Annotated in this window: 25 protein-coding genes; 21 read left to right on the forward strand and 4 right to left on the reverse strand. The window is 47.6% G+C overall.

The genetic code is table 11. The features are described from left to right. The first annotated feature begins 58 nt into the window (after positions 1 to 58). The 7 genes from VV089_RS21595 to VV089_RS21625 all read left to right on the forward strand — a co-directional run bounded on the left by VV089_RS21595 (position 59) and on the right by VV089_RS21625 (position 6,457). Positions 59 to 772, forward strand: coding sequence for a hypothetical protein (locus VV089_RS21595; RefSeq protein WP_334337345.1), 714 nt, complete (start codon positions 59 to 61; stop codon positions 770 to 772). Between the two features lie 114 nt (positions 773 to 886). Beyond that, positions 887 to 1,648 carry a type I 3-dehydroquinate dehydratase gene (aroD, locus tag VV089_RS21600; RefSeq protein WP_334337346.1) on the forward strand — a complete coding sequence of 254 codons (762 nt, stop codon included), beginning with the start codon at positions 887 to 889 and terminating at the stop codon, positions 1,646 to 1,648. 44 nt (positions 1,649 to 1,692) lie between these two features. Further along, positions 1,693 to 3,270, forward strand: a complete 1,578-nt coding sequence (locus tag VV089_RS21605) for an AAA family ATPase (protein WP_334337347.1) — start codon at positions 1,693 to 1,695, stop codon at positions 3,268 to 3,270. Positions 3,271 to 3,471: 201 nt separating this feature from the next. After that, the gene (locus tag VV089_RS21610; protein WP_334337348.1) at positions 3,472 to 5,205 is read left to right on the forward strand and encodes a S8 family peptidase; all 1,734 of its coding nucleotides are present in this window, start codon (positions 3,472 to 3,474) and stop codon (positions 5,203 to 5,205) included. A 92-nt stretch (positions 5,206 to 5,297) separates the two neighbouring features. Beyond that, positions 5,298 to 5,708 carry a hypothetical protein gene (locus VV089_RS21615; RefSeq protein ID WP_334337349.1) on the forward strand — a complete coding sequence of 137 codons (411 nt, stop codon included), beginning with the start codon at positions 5,298 to 5,300 and terminating at the stop codon, positions 5,706 to 5,708. 9 nt (positions 5,709 to 5,717) lie between these two features. Next, positions 5,718 to 6,134 carry a nucleotidyl transferase AbiEii/AbiGii toxin family protein gene (locus tag VV089_RS21620; RefSeq protein ID WP_334337350.1) on the forward strand — a complete coding sequence of 139 codons (417 nt, stop codon included), beginning with the start codon at positions 5,718 to 5,720 and terminating at the stop codon, positions 6,132 to 6,134. Positions 6,135 to 6,163: 29 nt separating this feature from the next. Next, positions 6,164 to 6,457 carry a hypothetical protein gene (locus tag VV089_RS21625; RefSeq protein WP_334337351.1) on the forward strand — a complete coding sequence of 98 codons (294 nt, stop codon included), beginning with the start codon at positions 6,164 to 6,166 and terminating at the stop codon, positions 6,455 to 6,457. Between the two features lie 124 nt (positions 6,458 to 6,581). Here VV089_RS21625 and VV089_RS21630 read toward each other — a convergent pair whose 3' ends face one another. Further along, a complete protein-coding gene (locus VV089_RS21630) occupies positions 6,582 to 6,779 on the reverse strand; it encodes a mobility-associated LCxxNW protein (protein WP_334337352.1) in 198 nt (65 codons plus the stop codon). 367 nt (positions 6,780 to 7,146) lie between these two features. On the opposite strand from VV089_RS21630, the gene VV089_RS21635 reads away from it, so the two are divergent. Further along, positions 7,147 to 8,382 (forward strand): IS110 family transposase, encoded by a 1,236-nt coding sequence (locus VV089_RS21635; protein ID WP_334334736.1) that lies wholly within the window; start codon positions 7,147 to 7,149, stop codon positions 8,380 to 8,382. Positions 8,383 to 8,410: 28 nt separating this feature from the next. Here the strand turns inward: VV089_RS21635 and VV089_RS21640 are convergent, their stop codons facing one another. The 3 genes from VV089_RS21640 to VV089_RS21650 form a co-directional block, all read right to left on the reverse strand. Continuing rightward, positions 8,411 to 9,583, reverse strand: coding sequence for a transposase (locus tag VV089_RS21640; RefSeq protein WP_334337353.1), 1,173 nt, complete (start codon positions 9,581 to 9,583; stop codon positions 8,411 to 8,413). A gap of 383 nt (positions 9,584 to 9,966) precedes the next feature. Then, positions 9,967 to 10,131: a hypothetical protein gene (locus VV089_RS21645; protein ID WP_334337354.1), complete on the reverse strand. Its 165-nt coding sequence runs from the start codon at positions 10,129 to 10,131 to the stop codon at positions 9,967 to 9,969. Beyond that, complete coding sequence (locus VV089_RS21650; protein WP_334337355.1) at positions 10,128 to 10,403, reverse strand: AbrB/MazE/SpoVT family DNA-binding domain-containing protein; 276 nt, start codon at positions 10,401 to 10,403, stop codon at positions 10,128 to 10,130. Before VV089_RS21650 ends, VV089_RS21645 begins: the two co-directional genes overlap by 4 nt. A gap of 308 nt (positions 10,404 to 10,711) precedes the next feature. Between VV089_RS21650 and VV089_RS21655 the strand changes: the two genes are divergently transcribed. The 13 genes from VV089_RS21655 to VV089_RS21715 all read left to right on the forward strand — a co-directional run bounded on the left by VV089_RS21655 (position 10,712) and on the right by VV089_RS21715 (position 22,370). Continuing rightward, on the forward strand, positions 10,712 to 10,942 hold the full coding sequence (locus tag VV089_RS21655) for a hypothetical protein (RefSeq protein WP_334337356.1): 231 nt from the start codon (positions 10,712 to 10,714) through the stop codon (positions 10,940 to 10,942). Continuing rightward, positions 10,924 to 11,238, forward strand: coding sequence for a membrane-associated protease 1 (locus VV089_RS21660; protein WP_334337357.1), 315 nt, complete (start codon positions 10,924 to 10,926; stop codon positions 11,236 to 11,238). Before VV089_RS21655 ends, VV089_RS21660 begins: the two co-directional genes overlap by 19 nt. A 94-nt stretch (positions 11,239 to 11,332) precedes the next feature. Beyond that, entirely contained in the window at positions 11,333 to 11,767 is a 435-nt protein-coding gene (locus VV089_RS21665) for a J domain-containing protein (RefSeq protein ID WP_334337358.1), read from the forward strand. A gap of 1 nt (position 11,768) precedes the next feature. After that, positions 11,769 to 12,311: an FHA domain-containing protein gene (locus tag VV089_RS21670; RefSeq protein ID WP_334337359.1), complete on the forward strand. Its 543-nt coding sequence runs from the start codon at positions 11,769 to 11,771 to the stop codon at positions 12,309 to 12,311. Positions 12,312 to 12,369: 58 nt separating this feature from the next. Then, the gene (locus tag VV089_RS21675) at positions 12,370 to 12,882 is read left to right on the forward strand and encodes an FHA domain-containing protein (RefSeq protein WP_334337360.1); all 513 of its coding nucleotides are present in this window, start codon (positions 12,370 to 12,372) and stop codon (positions 12,880 to 12,882) included. Between the two features lie 42 nt (positions 12,883 to 12,924). Beyond that, positions 12,925 to 13,770: a PP2C family protein-serine/threonine phosphatase gene (locus VV089_RS21680; protein WP_334337361.1), complete on the forward strand. Its 846-nt coding sequence runs from the start codon at positions 12,925 to 12,927 to the stop codon at positions 13,768 to 13,770. Positions 13,771 to 13,774: 4 nt separating this feature from the next. Continuing rightward, complete coding sequence (locus VV089_RS21685) at positions 13,775 to 15,532, forward strand: PP2C family protein-serine/threonine phosphatase (RefSeq protein WP_334337362.1); 1,758 nt, start codon at positions 13,775 to 13,777, stop codon at positions 15,530 to 15,532. A gap of 96 nt (positions 15,533 to 15,628) precedes the next feature. Continuing rightward, the gene (locus VV089_RS21690; RefSeq protein WP_334337363.1) at positions 15,629 to 16,936 is read left to right on the forward strand and encodes a hypothetical protein; all 1,308 of its coding nucleotides are present in this window, start codon (positions 15,629 to 15,631) and stop codon (positions 16,934 to 16,936) included. Positions 16,937 to 16,981: 45 nt separating this feature from the next. After that, the gene (locus VV089_RS21695; RefSeq protein ID WP_334337364.1) at positions 16,982 to 17,692 is read left to right on the forward strand and encodes a hypothetical protein; all 711 of its coding nucleotides are present in this window, start codon (positions 16,982 to 16,984) and stop codon (positions 17,690 to 17,692) included. Between the two features lie 22 nt (positions 17,693 to 17,714). After that, a complete protein-coding gene (locus VV089_RS21700; RefSeq protein ID WP_334337365.1) occupies positions 17,715 to 20,324 on the forward strand; it encodes a molecular chaperone in 2,610 nt (869 codons plus the stop codon). A 33-nt stretch (positions 20,325 to 20,357) separates the two neighbouring features. Continuing rightward, positions 20,358 to 21,137 (forward strand): hypothetical protein, encoded by a 780-nt coding sequence (locus VV089_RS21705; RefSeq protein WP_334337366.1) that lies wholly within the window; start codon positions 20,358 to 20,360, stop codon positions 21,135 to 21,137. 60 nt (positions 21,138 to 21,197) lie between these two features. Next, complete coding sequence (locus VV089_RS21710; RefSeq protein WP_334337367.1) at positions 21,198 to 21,833, forward strand: hypothetical protein; 636 nt, start codon at positions 21,198 to 21,200, stop codon at positions 21,831 to 21,833. 33 nt (positions 21,834 to 21,866) lie between these two features. Then, on the forward strand, positions 21,867 to 22,370 hold the full coding sequence (locus tag VV089_RS21715; protein WP_334337368.1) for a hypothetical protein: 504 nt from the start codon (positions 21,867 to 21,869) through the stop codon (positions 22,368 to 22,370).

A 22,370-nucleotide genomic window follows, 5' to 3' on the forward strand; every position in this document is an offset into this window, starting at 1 on the left:
GTCTATATTATATGGTAAAATGAATCAGAAAGCAATGATTATAGGAGTGGAAAATCAAATGAAATATTTATATATTCTGCTTTTGTACCTTCCGTCCGGTTTTGGAAGGCTGACACAGAGGATGACACATTACAAATATACCCATGTGGCCTTGTCATTGGACGATCGTTATGAGCATTTTTATGCATTTTCCAGACTGAGGGCGAAGACGCCGCCTATTTCGGGATATATTGAGGAGAAGCGGATTTATTATACCCTGGGGGAAAATGTGCCTATCTATACGAAGATTTTCAAGGTGCCTGTGACGGAAGCGGGATATCGAAGGGTGAAGCGGTGGCTTGCCAAGGTCCGCCGGGATCCGGAGATTATGTACAATCTTGTGAATATGCTGCTTCTGCCGTGGTTTGGAGGGCATCCGGTTTATAAGGCGTATAATTGTGGGGAGTTTATTGCCAAGGCTCTTAAGCAGGCCGGGATTGAACTGGACATGCCATATTATAAGTATATGCCGAAGGATTTTGACAGGCTTCTGGGAGAGTATGCGATTTTTGAAGGGACTCTTGACAACCGGGGACGGGAAGGAATGGAGGATGATTTTTTCCGGGAAACGGGGCGCAGGGAGTATGTGTGTAAGACGGCTTATATTGTGAGGGAGCTTTTGTACAGGCAGCTTACGGGACATGCCTCCAAAGGGTTCCGGCCGGAGAAGGTGCGGTTTGTGTCGAAGCAGCCTACCCTTTCGTGCTGTCACGCAGCGACTTTAAATCAGTAATATCCTTCAAAGTGCACAAATCGATTTCCAGACGCGTATTTTGCGGCTGGAAATTGATTTCATACCCGTGTACTTTGAAGGATATTACGGAACTGGAATAGGAGGAGAATTGGGATGAATAAGGTTTGTGTGAGAAATGTTGTGATTGGCGAAGGGATGCCTAAGATATGTGCGCCTGTTGTGGGACGGACCCGGGAGGAGATCCTGCTTCAGGTTAAGGAGCTTCTGGAGGCCGGGCCGGATCTGGCAGAATGGAGGGCGGACTGGTTTGAGGGAGCGAAGGACAAGGGAGAGCTTCGGGAAGTACTGGGGCTTTTGCGCGGGGAGCTTGGGGAGATGCCGCTGCTTGTGACCTTCCGGACAAAGCGGGAGGGCGGTGAGCAGGAGATTTCTGCGGAGGATTATGAGGAATTTCTTAGGGAGGTTCTCGCTTCCGGCCAGGCGGATCTGGTAGATGTGGAGCTGTTCATGGGAACGGAGCTTCTGGAAAGAATTGTGGAACGGGCACATGAAAAAGGGGTGAAGGTTGCAGCGTCCAGCCATGATTTTGAGAAAACGCCCAATGTGGGAGAGATGGTTGACCGCCTGTGCAGGATGCAGAGGGCAGGGGCTGACCTTTTGAAGATCGCGGTGATGCCGAAAGATCCGGGAGATGTGCTGACCCTTCTTGCCGCTACCTGGCAGATGAGGGAGTGCTATGCGTCTCAGCCGGTGATTACGATGGCGATGGGAGGAAAGGGCGTTATCAGCCGCATGGCCGGGGAGATCTTTGGATCGGCGCTGACCTTTGGAGCGGTGGGGAAGGCTTCGGCTCCGGGGCAGGTGAAGGCTGAGGAGCTTAAGGGGGTGCTTCGGATGCTGCATGAGAATTTGTGAAGAGGACTGTTCAGATAGAATGCAAGAGTGAGGAGGAAGAATGTATGGGACTGTATCTGAATCCGGGAAACGAAGCTTTCCGCCAGGCGGTAACCGATGATATTTATATTGACAAGACAAAAATGATTGCGCTCATAAATCAGAAACTCAATCGCTCCAGAGTAAAATATGTTTGTGTAAGCCGTCCCCGCCGTTTTGGAAAGTCTATGGCAGCGGATATGCTTGCGGCTTATTATGGAAGGGGATGCGATTCAGGAGATTTGTTTAGAGGCAGAAAGATTGAAAAAGAAGAGTCCTTTCCAGTACATTTAAATCAACATAATGTAATACGGCTGGATATCCAGCGCTTCCTTTTTGACGAATCTCATCTTGATATTTTTATTGATAAAATACAGGAAGCGGTAATTAGGGAATTAGAAACGGAATACGGCGGAAGCTTTATCAAAGATCAGTATGGACTGCCCGGTGTATTGGGACAAATCTATGCGCATACAAAAAAGGGTTTTATATTTATTATTGACGAGTGGGACTGTGTATTTCGGTTTGCAAAGGAACGGCAGGAGATACAGAAGGCTTATCTGGATTTTCTCAGAGGGCTTTTTAAAGGTGCGGAATATGTGGAACTGGCATATATGACGGGAATTCTTCCTGTTAAGAAATATGGAGAACACTCTGCAATTAATATTTTCAAAGAATTTTCCATGCTGAATCCGGGACCATTTGCGGAATATTTTGGTTTTACGGAAGAAGAAGTGAAGAGGCTCTGCGGAAGGTTTGGTGTAGATTATGAAAAGACAAGGGAGTGGTATGACGGATATCTGGCAGGAGATTTCCAGATCTATAATCCCCAGGCTGTAACAGAATTGATGGACAGCGGAGCATTTCGGAGCTACTGGACTGGAACAGAGACGTATGAGGCTTTAAAGATTTATATTGATATGAATTTTGACGGATTAAAGGAATCTGTGATTGCTATGCTCAGCGGCGTGCGCTGTGAGATCGATCCATCTACCTGTCAGAATGACATGACGACCTTTAGAAGCCGGGATGACGTGCTTACCCTGTTATTGCACCTTGGGTATTTGTCATTTGATGAAAAGACTTCAGAAGTATTTATTCCCAATCAAGAGATTGCCAGGGAGTTTATGAGATCCGTGAAAGCGGGCGGATGGGATGGATTGATACGGGCACTGGAACGTTCGGAGGAATTACTTCAAAAAACCTGGGCTCTGGATGAGGAAGCAGTAGCATTAGGAGTAGCTGCAATTCACAACGAGACGGCATCCATACTAAAATACAACAATGAAAATTCTCTTACCTGTACCATTTTGATGGCATATTACAGTGCAAAGGCTTATTATATGAATCCGCTTTTAGAATTACCGACAGGGAGAGGCTTTGCGGATGTGGTGTATCTGCCCAGAAGGGATATTGACAGGCCTGCTCTGGTTGTGGAATTGAAATGGAATCAGTCAGCAGAAGGAGCGATTGCCCAGATTAAGGATAGGCAGTATACAGAATGGCTGGAGGGATATACAGGAAAGATTCTTTTGGTTGGAATTAATTATGATGAGAAGAAAGGACACTTTTGTGTGATTGAGGAATATAAGAAACATAAATAGTATCTTCAGTGAGCAGTAGGAATTACGATGAATTTGTGAACACAATATTGTCTTGTGAATAAAGATGCTGGTTTAAAACAGCGGCTTCATAGGGGGATAAAAGTGAAGCTTTGCGTTAGAGCCGGAATCATATCTTCAAGATAAAAGCGCATAAGTTATAGTAAGAATCGGAAGTTTCGAATAGAAAAAGCGGTGAATCATATGGAAAATGCAAAACTGGAGAATATGCTCAACCTGGCCCTGGATGCCACACAGAGGGAACGGGAGAAATCTCTGAACCTGGATGTGGGTTATGATCGTGAGGAAAAAACCTGGGAGCTGATTGTAAAGTACCACGGGGATCTAAGCCCTCTGAAGGCGGAGGGCATCCAGGTGGTGGAGCTGATGAACGAGTACGCTGTTTTGACAGTCCCTGAATCTCTGATTGAACGTCTGGCGGATGTGATTGAAATTGAATATATTGAAAAACCAAAGAGGCTGTTTTTCTCTGTGAACCAGGGAAAGGCAGCCTCCTGCATTACGGGGGTGCAGAATGCCAGGTATGATTTGTTTGGGGATGGAATTCTGGTGGCGGTGCTGGATTCCGGGGTAGATTATACACATCCGGATTTCCGCAACGAGGACGGAAGCAGCCGGATTCTGGCTTTGTGGGATCAGACGATTCCCGGGAATCCGCCGGAGGGCTATCTGATTGGAACGGAGTATACAAAGGATCAGATTGACGAGGCTCTGAAGGAGTACGACGCAGGGAGGGGAAGAGGGCTTGTGCCGAGTGTGGATACAAGCGGTCATGGAACCAGGGTTCTGGGGATTGCGGCCGGAAACGGAAGGGCCAGCAACGGGCGTTACCGGGGAGTGGCAAGCCGCAGTCCGATTCTGGTGGTGAAGCTTGGAGTTCCGAGAGCAGAGGCATTTCCAAGGACAACGGAGCTGATGCAGGGGATTGATTATTGCCTGCGTAAGGCTATGGAATTTGCACTTCCGGTGGCGGTGAATATCAGCTTTGGCAATACCTATGGCGCGCACAACGGCACTTCTCTTTTGGAAACCTATATTTCGGATATGGCAAACATCTGGAAGTCTGTTATCAGCATCGGTACAGGAAATGAGGGCTATGCGGCCGGACATACGGGCGGCCGGATGGAGGAGGGGAAGGCCGTGGAGATTCCTTTGGCCGTGGGGGAATATGAGGCGGCTTTGAATGTGCAGATTTGGAAGTCTTATCTGGATGAGGCGGATATCATGCTGACCAGTCCGGGAGGAAGACGTGCCGGCCCCATACAGAGCATTCTGGGGCCCCAGCGGTTTCCTATGGAAAATACGGAGATTCTTTTGTATTATGGGGAGCCTACGCCCTACAGCTCCTCGCAGGAGATTTATATTGAGTTTCTACCTAAAGGAGATTATATTGATTCGGGGATTTGGACCTTTACTTTGATTCCGGGGCAGGTACGGGACGGGGAGTATCATTTGTGGCTGCCGAGCAGTGCGGCGGTAAATGGGGCAACGCGTTTTCTGTATCCAACGCCTGTGGGAACGCTTACGATTCCTTCAACGGCCAGGAAGATTATTGCGGTGGGAGCTTACAATAGCCGGACGCTGACGTATGCGGATTTTTCCGGGCGGGGGACTGATGGGGGAGAAAGCCTTAGAAAGCCGGATCTGGTGGCGCCGGGGGTGGATATTATGACTACGGTGCCTGGGGGTGGTTATGGGGAAGCGACGGGGACTTCCTTTGCCACGCCTTTTGTGACGGGGGCGGCGGCGCTGCTGATGGAATGGGGGATTACGGATGGGAATGATCCGTTTTTGTATGGGGAGAAGGTGAAAGCGTATCTGAGGAGAGGAGCGAGACCGCTTCAGGGATCTACTGAGTATCCTAACCCACAAGTAGGGTATGGGGCGCTATGTGTGAGAGATAGCCTGCCGGTTTGAGTAATAGCTTTATAAAGAAATTAAGAAAATGAAAACATATTCTTCTCAGTTTTATAAAATAATGATATACTAAGACCAAGGAGGTATTGAGAATGGCTGTTATAACGTATAATGACCAGTTGAGAAGTTTATTAGCTAATGCAAGATGTGTACTGGCATTTGATACAGCGGCAGATTTTTTGGGATTAACGAATGGTGGATATAGATCTGTAGTGCAGATTTTTGTTGATAAAAAACAAAATATTGAAGGAACTGAACAGACTTTGGTGCCTTCTTTAGAGACTCTTGAGTGTGAAGAACACAATGGATTGAAATGTACAACAGTAAGCCAGACCATTATAGATCTTCTTGAACAAAATGGTGATGAACAGATTATTACAGAAAGTCTGGCAAATTATTATGAAGAGAATAGTGAAAGTTTTGATGGACTTGTGATACCAGCGCATTTGCAATCAAGATTTGAAAAGTACAGAGTATGGGCAATAGAATATTATGAAGAGTAGGTGACATATTTGGAGCTGATGGATTTTTTATATAGAGTTATGGAAGAACTGGTAAATGCAGGCGTACCAATTGTTTTCAAAGGAGCAATGGTTCTTAATCTTGCCATTAGAGATAACAATCCATCAAAAGTGGAACGAGCAACTAGAGATATTGATGGAGATTGGGTCGGAGAATATCCAACAATGAAGGAAATAGAAAGAGCGTTGCAAAGTGCTGTAAATAAAGTGGATTCTTCTTTAAATGTTCAAGCTATTAGAGTATTTGGCGAAAGAAAGTCGGCAGGATTTAAAATTAGCAATGAGAGAGGAGAAAAGATTGCAAGTATTGATTTGAGCATTAGGCAAAACCAATTTTGTAAATCATATATTTCTTATGTGAATGGAGTGGTTATTAAAGGAGCCAGCCTATCAAAAATGTTAATATAATAATAAAGAAAAAATTTAGGAGGGTTTCTATGTGTAAAGTAAAATCGGGAGTGCAAATCAAAAATCGACAGGACATTCAAAATCTTGTTATTGGTATAATTTTTAGACAACGTGCAACATACCGAATAGAAAATATATTAGACATTGTTTCGTATTATACGAGAGATTCACAATATGAGGTTTCTGAAGATGATTTATATTATATTATCTCCGAAACTCTTGATATGTTATATATAAGAAATAGGGTGAAATTTAAAAATGGCGTTTACAGTCCACTACCTTTAAAGGTTCTTTTTATGCAACATCAAATTGCTTGCAATTAACAAAATATGGGTAATCAAAGTTTTTGAGCGTTTTCCAATCTATTTGGGGGTTTGTCGTGAGGGTCTGGTTTGAGGGGCTCGTTTGAGGGTCTGGTATAGATGTCAGACCCTTTATTCAGTTGTTTTACATTTCTTGGGGATATGATATGTGATTGGATTCCAAGATAGTCTGCAGGGTGTGGATGTATTTGTTTTTCTTTTCAATTTCAATCCAGTTGCCGTGGCACAATTCATCTGCTTCTACTAACTCCTGTCGGGGTATTTCATAATCAATCCATTTGATGCATTTATGGTCTATGCTGAATGCACAATAATTATTCATTTGTGCTCCTCCTAAAAGTCATCTTCTTCATAATAAGCAACAGGGTTATAGTCAGTCACACCATTAAGAACAGGTGAGGATCTTGTGGCATAAAGAAATCTGTTTCTAAACCCTCATGCCCCACATTTGGCACCACCATAAATGAAACTGTGCAAGCGATAGGTTATTGAATTTGTTTTTGCCATTGTCTATACTATAACCAACGGCAAAGATCGTTTTAATTTTGGGCCTGCAGCCCGTTTTCTAAACTGATTTCAGGTACTCTCATTTGCACCACCACCTGTCCAGCCTCTTACGGCAAAAGGACGTACAGTAAAATGATAACAGACAGAGTACCATGCCGTAAATTTACCCAGGAGGTGCCTTTATGGATAGAATTTACGACAATTGTTGTGGTATTGACGTGCACAAAAAACTCATCGTTGCCTGCTTTCGAAAAGGCAATAAGCAGGAGATACGGGAGTTTGGCGCAACAACCAGAGAACTTCTCGAAATGGCTGACTGGCTCAAAGACGGCGGCTGTGAAATGACCGCAATGGAGAGCACGGCATCTTATTGGAAGCCTCTGTATAACATCCTTGAATCGTCCGGCCTGAACGCTATGGTGGTCAATGCCCGCCATATGAAAGCTGTCCCAGGACGCAAGACAGATGTCAGGGATGCTGAATGGATTGCGGATCTTCTTCAGCATGGGCTGCTCCAGCCCAGTTACATCCCTGATAAAGAGCAGCGGGAACTGCGTGAGCTGGTCCGTTACCGCAAGAGCCTTGTTGGTGAACGCACCAGGGAGCTCAACCGCCTCCAGAAGATGCTGGAAGGCGCCAACATCAAGCTGTCCGGTACTGTGTCGGATATCAACGGCAAGAGCGCGCGCAACATCCTGGAGTATCTTCTCACCGGGGCGTCCGTGGATGGACCGAAATATGATGAGATGTATGAACAGAAGATCATCGCCCATAATCTCAAGGCCACCAAGGAGCAGATCATAGACGACCTCAATGGTGTGATGAGCCCTCTCCAGCGCCGGATGATGAAGGAGCTTCTGGCACACCTGGACGAGCTTAATATCCACATCAAAAATCTGAATGATGAGATTGACAACTTCATGAAGCCGGAGGAAAAACAGGCTTCCCATGCCATCCAGGATGTGACTGGTATAGGGAATACCAGCGCGCAGGCCATCATTTCCGTCATTGGCACGGATATGGAACGTTTTCCTACGGACAGGCATATCTCGTCATGGGCCGGATTATGCCCTGGTGATAATGAAAGCGCCAGGAAGAGGAAGTCCGGCAAGACCAGAAAAGGGAACTCCCTTTTGCGGACAACCCTGATTACCTGCGCGCATTCAGCTGTAAAGAATAAAAAGTCCTATTTCCATGCGCAGTTCATGAGGATCAGCTCCCACAGGGGAAAGAAGAGGGCCTATGTCGCAGTTGCCCATTCCATGCTCATAGCCATTTACCATATCCTCAAAGACGGAGTGGTGTTCAAGGATCTTGGAGCTGATTATTATAACCAGTTCAACAAAGAACGCAAAATCAATGCGTATCTGAAAAAGTTAAAAGCACTTGGTTGGGAAGCCCCGGTAGTTGCCGCCTGAGTCTTCCAGACAGGGTCAAAAACTTCTTTTAAGCTTGATAGGGGCAGTCTGCGCTTTTTTGGCTACCCGGAAGATTATGTTTCACAGTAAAATGCTCAAAATTACGAAAACCACGTCCAAGACGTTTGAGCTCTTTAACTTTACGATTCATAGATTCAATTGGTCCGTTAGAAAGACGGGCATCATAGATTTTTCCATTTCCAATCCGTTCGACCATAATAAATGAATTAATGATGGGATCTTCGTATTTTTCCAACAGAGATACAAAATCACGAAAAATTTCCTGGCGAGATTCCTTGAATTCCTGAACCAGCACCGTTATTTCAGCACGTGCCTGAATGGGGTTTCCGCCGTTACAAGAATTGAATTGTACATATTTTTCTTTCAAATCCCGGAAGTCCCACAGATTGGAATCCATACGAAAGAGGGCATCCTCGTAATCATAGGTATTCATTAGGGCGTGAAAATGAGCATCCATTCTGGGATTGTTTCGATACCTTATATTTGATTGATTTGCAAGGATTAACCATCTGTACTTTTGAAGCAGATAGACTTCATCGGATGGAGGAAGAGTAACAAGACTCTGCTGTTCAAAAGAGAGCTTATCTTGGTATTCACGGTCTCGCTGCCGGTATTTCTTGATAAGCTGCCGGATATAGCTGTCAATAGACCGTGTGATCCATTGGATTACATGAAACGAATCAACGACGGGAACCGCATTTGGAAAATATTTTTTAACATATGCGATATATGGATTATACATATCTGAAATAAGATACTTTACCTGTCTGCATTCTTCGGTGGGAATTGAAACGAAATAGGATCCTGTGACGTTGGTTCTTCTGCTGCGAAGTAAATCGATGGGATCTCCGGTATGGAAATCCTGTATGATTAAGGCATACCGGCAATCGCCATCCATATCCAGATGAACCTCATCGATAGAGATGGCATCTGTCAGAGGCAGACGGTCAAGCTTTACATAGAGGTCAAAGACCTCATGGGCATGGGAATCTGATACATGAAACCTTTTGGCAATGAAAGCGGAAGTTTCCAAAAGATTTCTATATGCATCAACAATCAGCATGTCAGCCGCATTGGTTGTCCTTCGCTGTTTATTAACAAACTTGAAGGACTCACTCATCTCATACAGGCATTCCGGATTTGTGCATCGCCAGCGGCGCTGTTTCAGAATAAGAATCAAAGAATAATTATCCTAAAGAATAGGATGAGTAATGGTTCTGTTCTTGATACCCCGGGAGTGCATACGAAATCCACAGGATGGACAGAAATGTGCAGTGGGTGGAGTTTTAAGAAAGATGGTTTTTGTCCGATCTTGGATCTGAATATCAGAGATAATAACATTTGCATCTTCAAGGTCAAGTAAATCTGTGATACGATTCATGTATCCTCCTTTCGATTTGGTTATTTTCCGCAAAAACAATCATAACAAAGAAGGATAAAAAGAAAACAAGATTGACCAGTAAAAAGACGATTGATTAATCCTGTTTTTTATGTTGAAAAATCGTAGCCCCTCATGAAGGACCCTCAGACCATCCCCTCACGAAAGCCCCTCTAGCTATACCTTCAAAAAGGTAGCCCCTCAAAAACTTTGAATACCCTATTTTGTTTCTGGTTTTTTATCGTTTTAACATTAAAGAAAGAAGCGGCTTTTACATACGCTTGAAAAGGAATGCTGTTTGGATTAAGCGCAGCAGAGATTAGGACGTTGGTATCTATCAAAACCCTCATACGTTGTCATCCTCGTTTCTCAATTCCTTTACAAGCGTCATAACATCATCGTCAGAAGTCAGACCGGTACGTTCTGCTTCTCTGGCCATTTCGTTTTGAAGCACCTGCATAGCGTAGACAGCGGAGTTGACAATACGGACGGTATTTCCCTCAACGATGAATGTAACACGATCACCGCTTGTTACTCCAAGGACTTCACGGACATCTTTGGGTATTGTAATCTGTCCCTTTGCCATGACTTTTGCATTATCTATAAATGTATTTGCTGACATAGTTGCACGCCTCCTGTATCTTGTAAAACATTAGTGAATGGTTAATAAGCATGAAATATGAAAAGTAGGGAAATCCCTACTTTGATTATATGCAGGAGATACAGAAAAATCAACTTTTTTACTCAAATATCATCAAGTAGGGAGGTAGGTAAAATGAAAAAGAGATATTTTGTAATTGGTTTTTTGGCTGTCTTTTTTTGACGGTATCCGTTTTGTTTCTTTTCCTGATATCGCAGGAAAGCAGGGAACTTAAGAATCTGCCAGTAGAAAAGACGGAAGAGAATAGTCCTTGTGTGGATGAAGCATCCATGCAGATCATTGACGAGGAACGGCTTAAAAACTTTTTGAGTTATATGGAAGGCGGAGGGCCGTTCAGTGATGAGCCGCAGGGAACAGTTGGAGTTGTTGAAAAGTCAGACACAACAAAAGAATCCGTGTCAAGTGGTAAACCAGACTGTAGGCAGAAGGCCGCATCGTCAGAGAGAACAGAAGGGAATGCGGCAGAATGGATTTCAGGTGTATGTTGTCACACGGGATAACGATATCCGGAAAGATCCTTGTAGCAACGGACGGCGATCCCTTTGACAGCACAAGGCAGCTGGCCCTGTGGTCCGTAGTTCCGGCAGAGGAAGCGGCAGCTTACCGCCAAGTAGAGGTTGAGATTATCAATGCCGGTATTGTAGAAAGAAAGTACAGCTTCCCCAGGGCATTTGTAGTTGACTATAAAGAAGATTTCTCCAACAGTGATGGAATCGGACAGTTTAAGCTTATCATTAAACAGAAAAAGGATAAGCTGGCTACAATTTCCATCGAAGGAGGATACATAGGCGCCTAATCATAACAGAAGCGCGGAGAAAGGGGCATGTTCCGTGCGGACATGCCCCTTTCTTTAAGCTTCGTAAAAGGATGCTGAGAAAGGCGCAGGAAATATGAAAGACTGGTATCGAATTCTGGGCGTCTCCCGGCAGGCGTCTGAGAGTGAATTAAAAGCAGCCTACCGGAAGCTTGCGAAGCAGTATCACCCGGATGCGCATCCAGGCGACCAGGAGTGTGAGCGTCGGTTCCGGGATATCTCCGAGGCGTACAGCATTTTGTCTGATCCGGAAAAGCGTCGGAAGTATGATGCTGAGCTTGGGGATAAAAAGGATGGAAAGGAACGGAAAAATACAGCCGGGGATCGGACAGGGACAGAAGCGGGACAGGTGGATTTTGAAAACCTGTATCGGAACTTTGAAAGCTTTTTCGGCTTTCATCCGGATACAAAAGAGATCGTCAATGAAAAAAAGCTGAATCCGGACAGGAACACCGGGAACCCATTGGACACCACGGCGGTGTTTGAAAAGTTTATGGGGATAAAGAGGTAAGATGAAGAGAAAATTCAATGCCGCAGCGGCTGTACTCTGCTTTGCTGCCGCAGTTCTGATCAGTTATAAAATGGGTATACAGTCGGGATGGCCCTGGGCCGGCTGTGGGATTCTGGCTGGCATCCTGCATCTTCTGCTTCCTACAGGGCCGCAGGCTGAAAGTCGGAAAGGAGAAGCCGGTTTCCGGGAGGAAGAAATGGTTTCTCATACCCCTGTGGAGCTGGTGCTTTTGAATGAAGAGGGAGGCCGGCAGGCTTCTTGGGAAATTTATGGAAAAAACGGGATCGTGATTGGCCGGGATGTGGGTGAAAACCATGTAACTGTTAACCTGGATCATACAACCTACGCAGGAATGATCGATATAGAGCATGCGGTTCTGAATTTTTCGGGGGATGCGTGGTACATCGAAGATATTTCCAGCCAGAACGGAATCAGTATACAGAAAAATGACGGAAGAAAATATAAGATTTCTTCCGGAAAACCCTGCAGACTGGAATTGGGGGATATTATCTTTGTGGGATTGACCAGGCTTCAGCTTTTATAAGGGACTTTGGGTTTGCCTGAAACCCCATAGATGCTTTTGAGAAACGGAGGATAAAACGATGGGAGAGTCAAACTTAATCCGCTGCCAGAACGGTCATATGTTCAGCAGACGGCGTTACGGAACGGTCTGCCCCTACTGCAATATAGAGACGGCAACCCCGGAAAAAAAGGAAATCGGGAAGTCGGAAGTGGATATGGAGGAAGCTTTGTTCCAGGAGGATATCAAGCCGGTCTGCGGATGGATCGTATGCATATCCGGTCCCAGACAGGGAAAAGACTACAAAATTGTCTCCGGGAAGAACTTTGTGGGGAGAGCGGATGACATGGATATTCAGATTCTGGGCGATAACGAGATATCCAGGCGCAATCATGCGGTGATTGTATTTGATCCGAAGAAAAAGGAAACGGTTCTGCTTCCCGGGGATTCCAACGGACTTGTGTATCTGAATGAGAATGCGGTATATGTCCCTTCCTCTTTGAATCCCTATGACAAGATTGAACTGGGGAAGTCCGTGTTTGTATTCATCCCCTTCTGCGGCAGCAATTTTATGTGGGGAAACGGACCGGAATAAAGCACATTGAGAAAAAGACCAGATGGGAGGCTTCAGACACAGATGGACATGCTCAGTTGGATAATTACCGCCTTAATAGCAGGCGTTTTTCTGTTAGACATAGCAAAGCTGTTCCTTAAGGAGCCTGTGGAAGAAGAGCAAAGCTTTCGGATGATTGATATTGGAAAAAGCATGACCATCGGTTCCCGGGAGGTGCAGGAGGATCAGGTTGGAACGGCAGAAACATCAGCCGGAGTTATGGCGGTGCTGGCAGACGGAGCCGGGAAGGCATATGGAGGCCGGATAGCCAGCCGTATTGCGGTAGATACCTGCATTGATATATTTAAGGATTACAATGCCTTTCATAATCCACAGCACTATTTCCGAAAGGCCTTTCATTGTGCGAATAGAGAGATTCTCAAAGCCTTGGGAGATGAGAACCGGGGAACGGCCAGCGTGGGCTGCGTGCTTGTCTCAAAGGGGCTTTTGTATTATTCCCTGGCAGGGAATGTAGGAATCTATGTATACCGGGAAGGGAATCTTGTGCCGGTTTCCTCCGGTCATACCGTTGCAGTGCTGGCCGAGGAAAGATTTCGGGAAGGAAAGCTCTCCCGGGAGGATGCCCTTAAGCTGCTTCACAATAAGCGGATCTACAACTACCTGGGACAGGACGGCTTCCGGGACATGGAGCTTTTTGATGCGCCTGTACGGATGAAGCAGGGGGATATCGTGGTTCTGATGAGCGACGGCCTCTACGAGCTAATTGGAACAAGAGAGCTGGAAGCAGTTCTTTTGGGGGCTTCGAGCTGTCAGAAAAAAGCCTATGACCTGATTGAACTCGTAAATCAGAATCCCGGGGAAATAAAGGATAATGCCAGCGTGATCCTGCTGGGGATAGACGAGGCTTAAACTTATGAGAAAACAAAATTCAGAATTTAAGACAGCCTTTACTTCGGAGGCAGGACGGGATCTGAAAAACACCGATTATTTTGGATTTGTGGAACTGGACGATTTTGCCTGCTATGTGATGGCGGACGGGATAGATGATCAGACAGATGCGGTCAGCGCCCGTCTGGCCGTGGCGGCGGCCGTCAGCGCCTTTTCGGAAGCACCCTCCATGAAAAAGCGCACCATGCAGGCATGTCTTGCAGCAGCCAACCGGGCACTGCTGGAAGCAAAGAGCAAAAATAAGCTGAAAGCTTCCATCCTCATTGTCCTTACAAATTATGTAAAGTTCCGGTACGGACAGGCCGGAAATATCCGCTTAAGGCTGTGCAGGGACGGCTTTACCAGGCTGCGGTCTCTGGATCAGTCCCTGACCGCGGATCTGGTCCGTGAGGAAAAGGTTGAACCGGATAAGGTGGCAGTCCATGAAGAGCGGAACAACCTGTTCGCTTATCTGGGAAAAGAAAAGGAATTTTATCCGTTTGTTTCGAAAAAATTCAAGCTTTTAAGCGGAGACGTGATTGCGCTCTATACAAGAGGCATCTGGGAAAACATTGATGAGGGGGAGTTGAAAGATGCCTTTGAAGAGGCATCGGAGGAACCACGGGAACTGGTAGACAATGTGGAGGATCTGCTTTTATCCAGGCAGCCGGAGGCTCTTGGAAAATATACCTTCGCAGCCCTGTTCATCAACAAGGTTTTTACAGATCCCAATAAAAAGCGCAGAATCCGCCGGATAATTATGATTACAATCCCCATTCTCCTGATGCTGGCTGTGCTTACAACCATTCTGGTTATCCGGTACAGAAAAAGGGAAGAGAAGCGCGTACAGATGGAGCTTGGTTATACAGATACCATCGAGTATGTCCAGGCGGATAATTATGTCCGTGCCCTGGAGCGGTGCCAGGAGGCATCGGAGCTTGCAAAGGAGCTGAAAAATGCCAGGATGCAGAAGGAGCTTGGGAATTATCAAAAGCTGATAGAGGCTGTTCTTTCCGCACAGGAGCAGTTAGAAGCTGAAAAATACGGAGAGGCACAGAAGCTGTACCAGGAGGCTTCCAACCGTTCCGCCTATGTGGATCATGCAGGGCTTGATTATATCAATGACAGGCTGGCTCTTACAGCGTCATATATTACGGTTTACGATTTGATAAGCCTTGGAGACACGCTGGCACAGAATCTCCAGTATGACAAGGCGGAAGAAAAATACCTGGAAGCCAAAGCCATTGCCGGAAAGATCTATTTTGACGCAGGCCGCACAATGGCGATGGAGGCCCTGGAAAAGCTTTACGAGGATCAGAAGGCGGAAAAAGAAGCGGAGGAAGAAGAGCGCAAAGCCCTCCTTGCACAGCAGGAATCCGGAGCCAACTATACGGCCCAGGGAGACGCTGCCTTTGCCCAGGGGGATTATGAAAGTGCAAAGGTATACTATACCTCGGCCCGGCAGGTCTACCAGGAGATGGTGGATGACATCCAGTGCAGAGCGGCGGAGGAAAAGCTTGCCTCTGCAGAGAAAAAAATCTCCGAGCAGGACACAAAAAAGCAGGAGGCGGAAGACTTTGTGAAGCAGGCGGAAGCAGCCTCGGATGCTCAGGATTTTGTGACGGCGAAAACCTGTTATCTTGTTGCAAAGGATATTTATGCTTCTCTGAAAATGGAGGACGAGGTGGAGGGGCTTACCCGGAAAATGGAGGTTCTTGATATCAAGGCCGGATTGGCGGAATGACAGGAGCTTATGCTCACTTGTAACTGGTAACGAACAGGATACCGAAAGTTTCAAAGTTAAGCGGCCTGTGGGAATAACAGCAAAGAGGGAAAATATATGGCAGCCGGTGAGAAATTCGATATGAAGGAATACATAGAAAAAAGAATGATGGAGCTTGAAGATCCGGGGGAGCGCAGGCTGTTTAAAAAAATGACAGGAGAGATTCTCTTCGATTTGTATGAGTACAACCGGAAGGCGTATGAGAGTCTGGAAAAACGGATTCTGGAGGAATACAGCCCCAGGCAGAATCAGTATACGGTATATAGCACCATCATAGAACGGAGCCGGTGTGACATCACCGATTCCTTTCTGCAGCCTATGTGTCCCGGGGATATGAAAAAAGAGCCGATACAGTGCCAGGATGTCTGCCAGGCGTTGTCGGAGAACCGGCCTATGGTGGTTGATACGGTCTTTTTTAAGGGAAGCGCATCGGAGATATATGAGCTTCTTTCCCAGGAAGAACGCCGTTTCCAAGGTACGGTTCGGACAGACACAGGGGAATATCCGGCCGACTTTACCTTAAGACGGAACAAAAAATATCTTCAGACGGCAGAAGAACTCTATCCGGTCTTTGCTCTCAATGGACGCGCTTGGCTTACGGTATGCACAGCCTATCTTACAAAGATGTTAGATGTATGTCTTTGGAGGGCGGAGGGAATGGAAAAAGAGGGGGAGCTCCTTGAAATCTGTACGGACTTTGAAGAATACAGGGAGCAGATACTGCCGGATATGATTCCCCTGTGGAATCTTTCGGAGCTGACAGAAAAGACAAGCACCTATCCCATACCCTGTATTGATCAGATTCATTACGAACACCGGATCTTCGCCCAGCGCCTGCGGACGGACTGCGAGTATCTGATCCGGAATATGGACATGGAGGTGACAGGCATCCGCCGGTTAAACGGGGATTTATACATCACCTGCCCAAAGGAGCAGCCCTGTGTGTGGAAGCTGTACCAGGCATCCGTTCCGGAGGGCCGGGAACGGTATACCTACCCGGTGCTTTCCAACCAGTATAAAGAGACCTTTTCCGGCAGCATAACGGGGATGTTTCAGAGAAGCATCAAAACAAGGGCGGAGCTGGGAAGACTGATAGAAGCCTTTGAATACGGGGACTACGTAACCTTTCAGGACGTCCGGGTGGAAAACGGCATTCCGCCGGAATGTATCCCCTGTAATTATAACATGGATGGATTTATAGCGGACGAATTCCGCACAGGAAGCCGCCGGCAGGTTCTTGTGATTGAATTTGCAGGAAGGGCTTCCGGAAGCTTTCTGACTGAGGATATTATGAGCTTCCTGGTCACTCAGATACAGCGGATTTTTCCGGATTATCATTGTGTGGGCAGATTGGCTCCGAAGTGATATTACGGAACTGGAATATTACGGAACTGGAATGGAGGCGGCGGCTTGAATTTTATGTGGGATATGGCAATTCGAGCAGGAGAACAGGGGAGGCCGGAACAGGAGCTGTTCTTCTGTCAGGCAAAGGAATACAGCCCGTTTTTTGAGCCGGCATTTCCCTGCCTGAACGAGACAAAGGTGGAAAACGGCAGGATTGAACTGAACCTTCTGTACCGCTTTGCGGATATCTTCCAGGATATCCTGGCATGGGAAGGGGAGGACCGGGAGACGGGTGCATATGCCCAGTTTCGTGAGTTTTTCATTGATGCCGTGCTGCATGCCATTTTATATACTGATTTGAGGGACGGCCTTACAAGAAGAGAGGTTTCTATAAGAAAGATACAAGAAGAACTTTTGGATGGAAGCTTCTTTCGGGGAGCGGCCGGGGATTTTGCCGGGATGGACGCAGGGGAACAGTACCGCCTGGCATCTCTGGTATTGAGCCAGATGGAGACAGGCTCGTCCCTGGGTATGTTTCGAAGAGCCTTAAAGATTCTTTATCCAAAATGTCTGTTATATCAATTCAGAGAGGACGGGAAAAAGCTGATTCTCTACATTGGCATGGAAGGGACAGAGACAGAAAAAAGCCGGTTCCGATTTGTGGAAACCATGTTTCTGCCTGTAGGGTATGAGCTTAAAGTATTCTGGAAATATCACTTCGGCATTGTCGGGATAGAAGGAACCATGAGACTTGGCGAGACGGCCCTTTATGAATGAACGGGAAAGGGAGAGAAAAGTCATGGACAGATATACATATACCTTGAAGCAGGAAGGGGACAAAAAAGAAAGCCGCCTGTACAGCAGAACGGAGCTGGAGCTTATGACGGCCTTCCAACTGCGGGATATCTGCTGGAGGGAGCGTATTATCAACGGAATCCAGGCATCTATGGATCGGGATGAGCTGATCCGTCAGATTATGAGGTTCCGGGGGAGAAAAGAGCATCTGTTCATCACAAGCTACAGCCGGGAGGGAACCAGGCGCATTGAGGAGCTGCTTTCCAGGAGCCGGATTCAGATCTTTCCGGAAGCCTTAAGAGGGTGTGCGAAAATCATCGCTTATAACGGTATCGGCATTACCTGCCGGGACGGCTTTTCCATCGGCTATCGAGAGGATATGGAAGATACCAATGCTTTTTTGGTGAGCGGAAATCAGATCTGTGCCGTATTCCAGCTTCGTACTTATAAAGGAAAGAAGGACAGGCTGTATCTAACAAAGGAAGCTTCCTTAACCTGTACGGAAGCCGCAGTGAAAAGCTACCGGCTTTACTGTATGAACCGCGCCCAGTCCGACCTTCTGTATCGTCTCTACAAAGAGGACTGTGGAATGTACCCAGAACATCTGGATTTTTATGAGGCTCCTGTTATGGACTTCCAGGTGAGAGAACTTTTCCGGATGGATATGCCCCTGGCCATTGATTTCGGAACCACCAATACAACGGCAGGCATTTACCTGGATTCCGGCTATATCGAAGGCCTGGACGGAGATCCGGCCGTAGGGTATCTGAAAGAGAACGAGGCAAATTATGTTACGTATTTAAGGGAGGACGGAAAAGAGACGCCTTTACTCCCTTCGGCAGCCGGCGTGCTGCATATCCGTGGGGATAAGGTGCAGTATGTGTTCGGCCATGAGGCGGACCGCCTGTTCCATTCCAGCTATATTGACGAGGGTTTCTGCATTTTTTATGACATGAAGCGGTGGATCAGCGATCCTGATAAAGAGGAAGAACTGGTAGATCGGGAGGGGAGGCGCTGTTTTGTAAAGCGCAGGGAGATCATCCGGGCTTTCCTGCAGTACGTGATTGACTGTGCGACCCAGAGGTTCAAGTGCCGTTTTGAGCGCCTGCATCTGACAGCGCCCGTGAAGCAGAAGCGGCTGTTTGCACGTCTTTATAAAGAGATTCTTCCGGAGTATCAGATTATGGAAGAGGAGGACATGCTGGACGAGGGCGTGGCGGTGCTCTACAATTCCATATCTGAGCTGATCGCGCAGAACCGTTTCCAAAATAGCGAGGAGCTTAAGGCTCTGATTATCGACTGCGGCGGCGGAACTACGGATCTGTCCTCCAGCCGGTTTTCCATCACCAACCGGAGGATTTCCTACGGTATCCGCATTGCGACGGCTTATGAGAACGGGGATACGGATTTCGGCGGAAACAATCTGACCTACCGGGTGATGGAGCTTTTGAAAACCGCTTTGGCCTGTGAGCTGGGCGTGTTGGAGGGGTGTGGGATAGAGAAGATCCTGGAAGCTATGGGGACGGATATCTTCCGGCGTGTGGATGAGGAAGGGCCGGAGGGCGTTTATAAAGAACTAGATCGGGAATACGGGAGGGCAGAAGCCGTCATTCCTACCAGGTTCAAGGATTATGAGCACAGGAGCAACCGGGAGTACTTTGCGGTGAAAAACAACTTTTATTTTCTCTTTCAGCTTGCGGAGGAAATAAAAAAGACCTTTTACGGAAGGAAGGAGGCACTCCGGATAGCTGTAAGCACGGTTCCCATTGAGGAGTCCGGAACAGTCTGCGTGCTGGCCGACCGGTTTAAGCTGTCGGTCTGTGAGGAAGGCGGCCTTAAGGTTCGGAAAGATATTCCCACGGTGTATTTCAGTGTCAATCAGCTGAACCGCCTGCTGAAAGGGGATATCTACCGGATTGTAAAGCGTTTTATTGAAGAGCCTTATGAAAATGACAGGCTGCAGGAATATTCCATCATGCGTCTTACGGGGCAGTCATGCAAGATCGAACTGTTCCGGGAGGCACTTAAGGAATTCATTCCGGGAAAGGTCATCGAATCCTCCGGACGCAGAGTCTCCGGGGAGGAGGACTACAGCCTTAAGCTGATGTGCCTGGACGGGGCCGTGAAATATATCAGGGACAAGCGGTTCGGGTATGCGGACATCAACATTACCAACGAACAGCCCGCTTTCCCCTACCTTGTGACGGCGGTCACCCATACGGGGGAGGAACGTGTGCTGATCCGCAGTCTCAACCGGACGCATACCAGGGGATTTATCTCCAGAACCATGACGGATCTGACGCTGCACCTGTACCTGAAGGATCTGAACGGGCAGGAACGCTGCAAGTACAGCTGCTTTTTCAATCCGGAGGAATTCCGCCCGGCAGAGGCGGAGGAAATCGGGGAACTGTATGAAGGGCGGATTCCCCAGGATGATATAGATGCCATTGTGGATCGGGAGATTCGATCCTTTGTCCTGGCGGACGAGGAACGGTGGGGCTTCCGGGTGGTGCCCGTACTGCGTAAGGACGAGAAGCTGATGCTGGGGCCGGAAGAGTTCTTCCTCTTTGAGACGGAGAACTGGCTGACTAACTTTTTTGATGGGACAAAATAGTATTGTTGTAAGGGCAGGAATAGGAGGGACAGGATGCAGGTACAAGCGATACCGGTTTTCCGGGATGTTCACATATTGAGGAAGGGGATGCTGGAAGCTCTCTCGGATTATGCTTTCCGGGCCGATCAGCTTCTGTATCAGGGCTATGGGAACGGAATCCTCTCCGGATGCCGTCTTACAACCACCAAAGACCGGATCATTCTGAATGAGGGCGTTGTTTTTCTGGATGGGCAGCTCATTCTGATAAAAGAACCTATGGAGACGGCCTACCATCCCACGAATACGACAACGGTGCTGAAGATCCATGTTTCCAAAGAGCAGATGGAGGACAGTCTTCTTTATCGGGAAATGGAGCTTCTGCTGACAGAGGATACGGAGCTTAAAAAGGATGAGCTGGAGCTGTGCCGTTTCAAGCTCCAGAAAGGGGCGAAGCTCCGATATTGGTATCAAGACTTCGAGGACCGCAGCACAGAGTTCGACACGCTGAACATCATTCATGCAGCCCATGCGGCCCGGGGAGGCAGCACGCTGTCGCCGGAGATTACGGAAGCCTTTGGGGAAGAGATGCTTCGGATGGAAGAGCTGCCGCCCCTGGATGAATGCTTCTGCCTGCAGCTTCTGGGACAGGACCGGGCGGTCAGTCCGGGGATGCTTGCAGCCTATATAGCGAGAAAGGGCGGGAAAAAACTATCCGATCGATCCAATCCGGTTCTTTATCGGGAATTGGCACGGATTCTGGCAGAGACAAGGAACAGCCAGGGAACCGGGAGAGGTCCACAGCAGAAGAAGCGGTGGCGGATGACCATAGAGTAAGGACAGGGAGACAAAACTGCGTGCCGGAACAAAGGCGGCCGGCAGAGATCGGAGGAACGGATGGAACAAAAGCAGCTGGATTATTATCTGAAGAACAGCAGCGAGGAGCATGGGCGGGAGTACCTGGAATGTATGAAGGAGATCTTCCGGAAGAGGGGAGAGACCCTGTACACGCAGGTCTGGGATGCCTATGAGCAAGAGAAGGAGACGATAGAGGATTCCTTTGACAAGGCCCTGGGCCTGGGAACAGAGAAAGCGTTGGAACGGATGGGGCAGGGGGGAAAGGGACCCGTCCGGTATCTTCATTTTTCCTATCTGCTCAGCAATGCCCTGACGGACGAGATGCTGGTGAAGGCGGACTATTACGACAGGCGGCATTTTTCCGACCTGGAGGAGATAGACTGCTACTGGGATTATGGCTTGCTTTTTCCCCGTTACGTGGAGGAACGGGAACGCCTGGAACTTTTCCTGATGGAGCAGGTGGCAGGGCTGACGGCCGTTGAACGCCAGAGGTTCCGGATTTACTATCAGGTGTGCAACTTTATGGAGCTGGAAGCCGTGATAAAGCGGCTGATGGAAAGGGAGCAGGCCAGGGAGAGGTTAAGCCCCTGCATGGACGGGGAGCTGTCCGTATACTTTGGAGCTTATCTTGACCAGGCGGAGAGGATAGCGTTACTGTCAGCGGTTCATGAATAGCAGTGGATTGGCAGATGGAAGGGGGATGAAGGGATGCACTACTATCTGGTGCGGCCCCTCGAGGGCATCCGGGTGCCGGAGATTCTGAATTATAATGAGGTGGTTCCGTATAAGGCCTTTCAACAGAATCGGCCCGGAAAGATAGCGAAAAGGACGGTCTGCATTCTTCAGAACAGGGCGGATCTGGAGGAAGTGCTCCTGTTTCCTCTTCCGCTGTTTGGCGAGAATGCAAGAAAGTCACTGAATTTGTTCTGGTGGGATAGAAAGTATCGGGAGCTGATTTTCCTGGACAGGGCCGGTTCAGGAAGTCGTAAGATATATTTTCTTCCTTTCTTTCCCAGAATTGAAGGGAAGGTTCAAAAAGAGGCCTTGGTTATATTGAAAAAGCCGATTCCGGAGGACATACCGGCCGTTTATGTGGAAGAAGGGGAAAGAATCCACGTTATTCTGCGGTTAGATCTGGTGGAAAGCCTTCTGCGGAACGGCCTGTGCGGCGTGAATCTGCAGCCTGTAAGCTTAGAGATAAGGAGGGATTAA

Source organism: Candidatus Merdisoma sp. JLR.KK011 (genome assembly GCF_036941125.1).
GTDB lineage: Bacteria > Bacillota > Clostridia > Lachnospirales > Lachnospiraceae > Laedolimicola.

What these genes read in the sequence shown, in the direction of transcription:
- VV089_RS21595 (WP_334337345.1), top strand. Translation starts at nt 59, where the DNA reads ATGAAATATTTATATATTCTGCTTTTGTACCTTCCGTCCGGTTTTGGA.
- aroD (WP_334337346.1), top strand. Translation starts at nt 887, where the DNA reads ATGAATAAGGTTTGTGTGAGAAATGTTGTGATTGGCGAAGGGATGCCT.
- VV089_RS21605 (WP_334337347.1), top strand. Translation starts at nt 1,693, where the DNA reads ATGGGACTGTATCTGAATCCGGGAAACGAAGCTTTCCGCCAGGCGGTA.
- VV089_RS21610 (WP_334337348.1), top strand. Translation starts at nt 3,472, where the DNA reads ATGGAAAATGCAAAACTGGAGAATATGCTCAACCTGGCCCTGGATGCC.
- VV089_RS21615 (WP_334337349.1), top strand. Translation starts at nt 5,298, where the DNA reads ATGGCTGTTATAACGTATAATGACCAGTTGAGAAGTTTATTAGCTAAT.
- VV089_RS21625 (WP_334337351.1), top strand. Translation starts at nt 6,164, where the DNA reads ATGTGTAAAGTAAAATCGGGAGTGCAAATCAAAAATCGACAGGACATT.
- VV089_RS21630 (WP_334337352.1), bottom strand. Translation starts at nt 6,779, where the DNA reads ATGAATAATTATTGTGCATTCAGCATAGACCATAAATGCATCAAATGG.
- VV089_RS21635 (WP_334334736.1), top strand. Translation starts at nt 7,147, where the DNA reads ATGGATAGAATTTACGACAATTGTTGTGGTATTGACGTGCACAAAAAA.
- VV089_RS21645 (WP_334337354.1), bottom strand. Translation starts at nt 10,131, where the DNA reads ATGAGGGTTTTGATAGATACCAACGTCCTAATCTCTGCTGCGCTTAAT.
- VV089_RS21650 (WP_334337355.1), bottom strand. Translation starts at nt 10,403, where the DNA reads ATGTCAGCAAATACATTTATAGATAATGCAAAAGTCATGGCAAAGGGA.
- VV089_RS21655 (WP_334337356.1), top strand. Translation starts at nt 10,712, where the DNA reads ATGCAGATCATTGACGAGGAACGGCTTAAAAACTTTTTGAGTTATATG.
- VV089_RS21660 (WP_334337357.1), top strand. Translation starts at nt 10,924, where the DNA reads ATGTTGTCACACGGGATAACGATATCCGGAAAGATCCTTGTAGCAACG.
- VV089_RS21665 (WP_334337358.1), top strand. Translation starts at nt 11,333, where the DNA reads ATGAAAGACTGGTATCGAATTCTGGGCGTCTCCCGGCAGGCGTCTGAG.
- VV089_RS21670 (WP_334337359.1), top strand. Translation starts at nt 11,769, where the DNA reads ATGAAGAGAAAATTCAATGCCGCAGCGGCTGTACTCTGCTTTGCTGCC.
- VV089_RS21675 (WP_334337360.1), top strand. Translation starts at nt 12,370, where the DNA reads ATGGGAGAGTCAAACTTAATCCGCTGCCAGAACGGTCATATGTTCAGC.
- VV089_RS21680 (WP_334337361.1), top strand. Translation starts at nt 12,925, where the DNA reads ATGGACATGCTCAGTTGGATAATTACCGCCTTAATAGCAGGCGTTTTT.
- VV089_RS21685 (WP_334337362.1), top strand. Translation starts at nt 13,775, where the DNA reads ATGAGAAAACAAAATTCAGAATTTAAGACAGCCTTTACTTCGGAGGCA.
- VV089_RS21690 (WP_334337363.1), top strand. Translation starts at nt 15,629, where the DNA reads ATGGCAGCCGGTGAGAAATTCGATATGAAGGAATACATAGAAAAAAGA.
- VV089_RS21700 (WP_334337365.1), top strand. Translation starts at nt 17,715, where the DNA reads ATGGACAGATATACATATACCTTGAAGCAGGAAGGGGACAAAAAAGAA.
- VV089_RS21705 (WP_334337366.1), top strand. Translation starts at nt 20,358, where the DNA reads ATGCAGGTACAAGCGATACCGGTTTTCCGGGATGTTCACATATTGAGG.
- VV089_RS21710 (WP_334337367.1), top strand. Translation starts at nt 21,198, where the DNA reads ATGGAACAAAAGCAGCTGGATTATTATCTGAAGAACAGCAGCGAGGAG.
- VV089_RS21715 (WP_334337368.1), top strand. Translation starts at nt 21,867, where the DNA reads ATGCACTACTATCTGGTGCGGCCCCTCGAGGGCATCCGGGTGCCGGAG.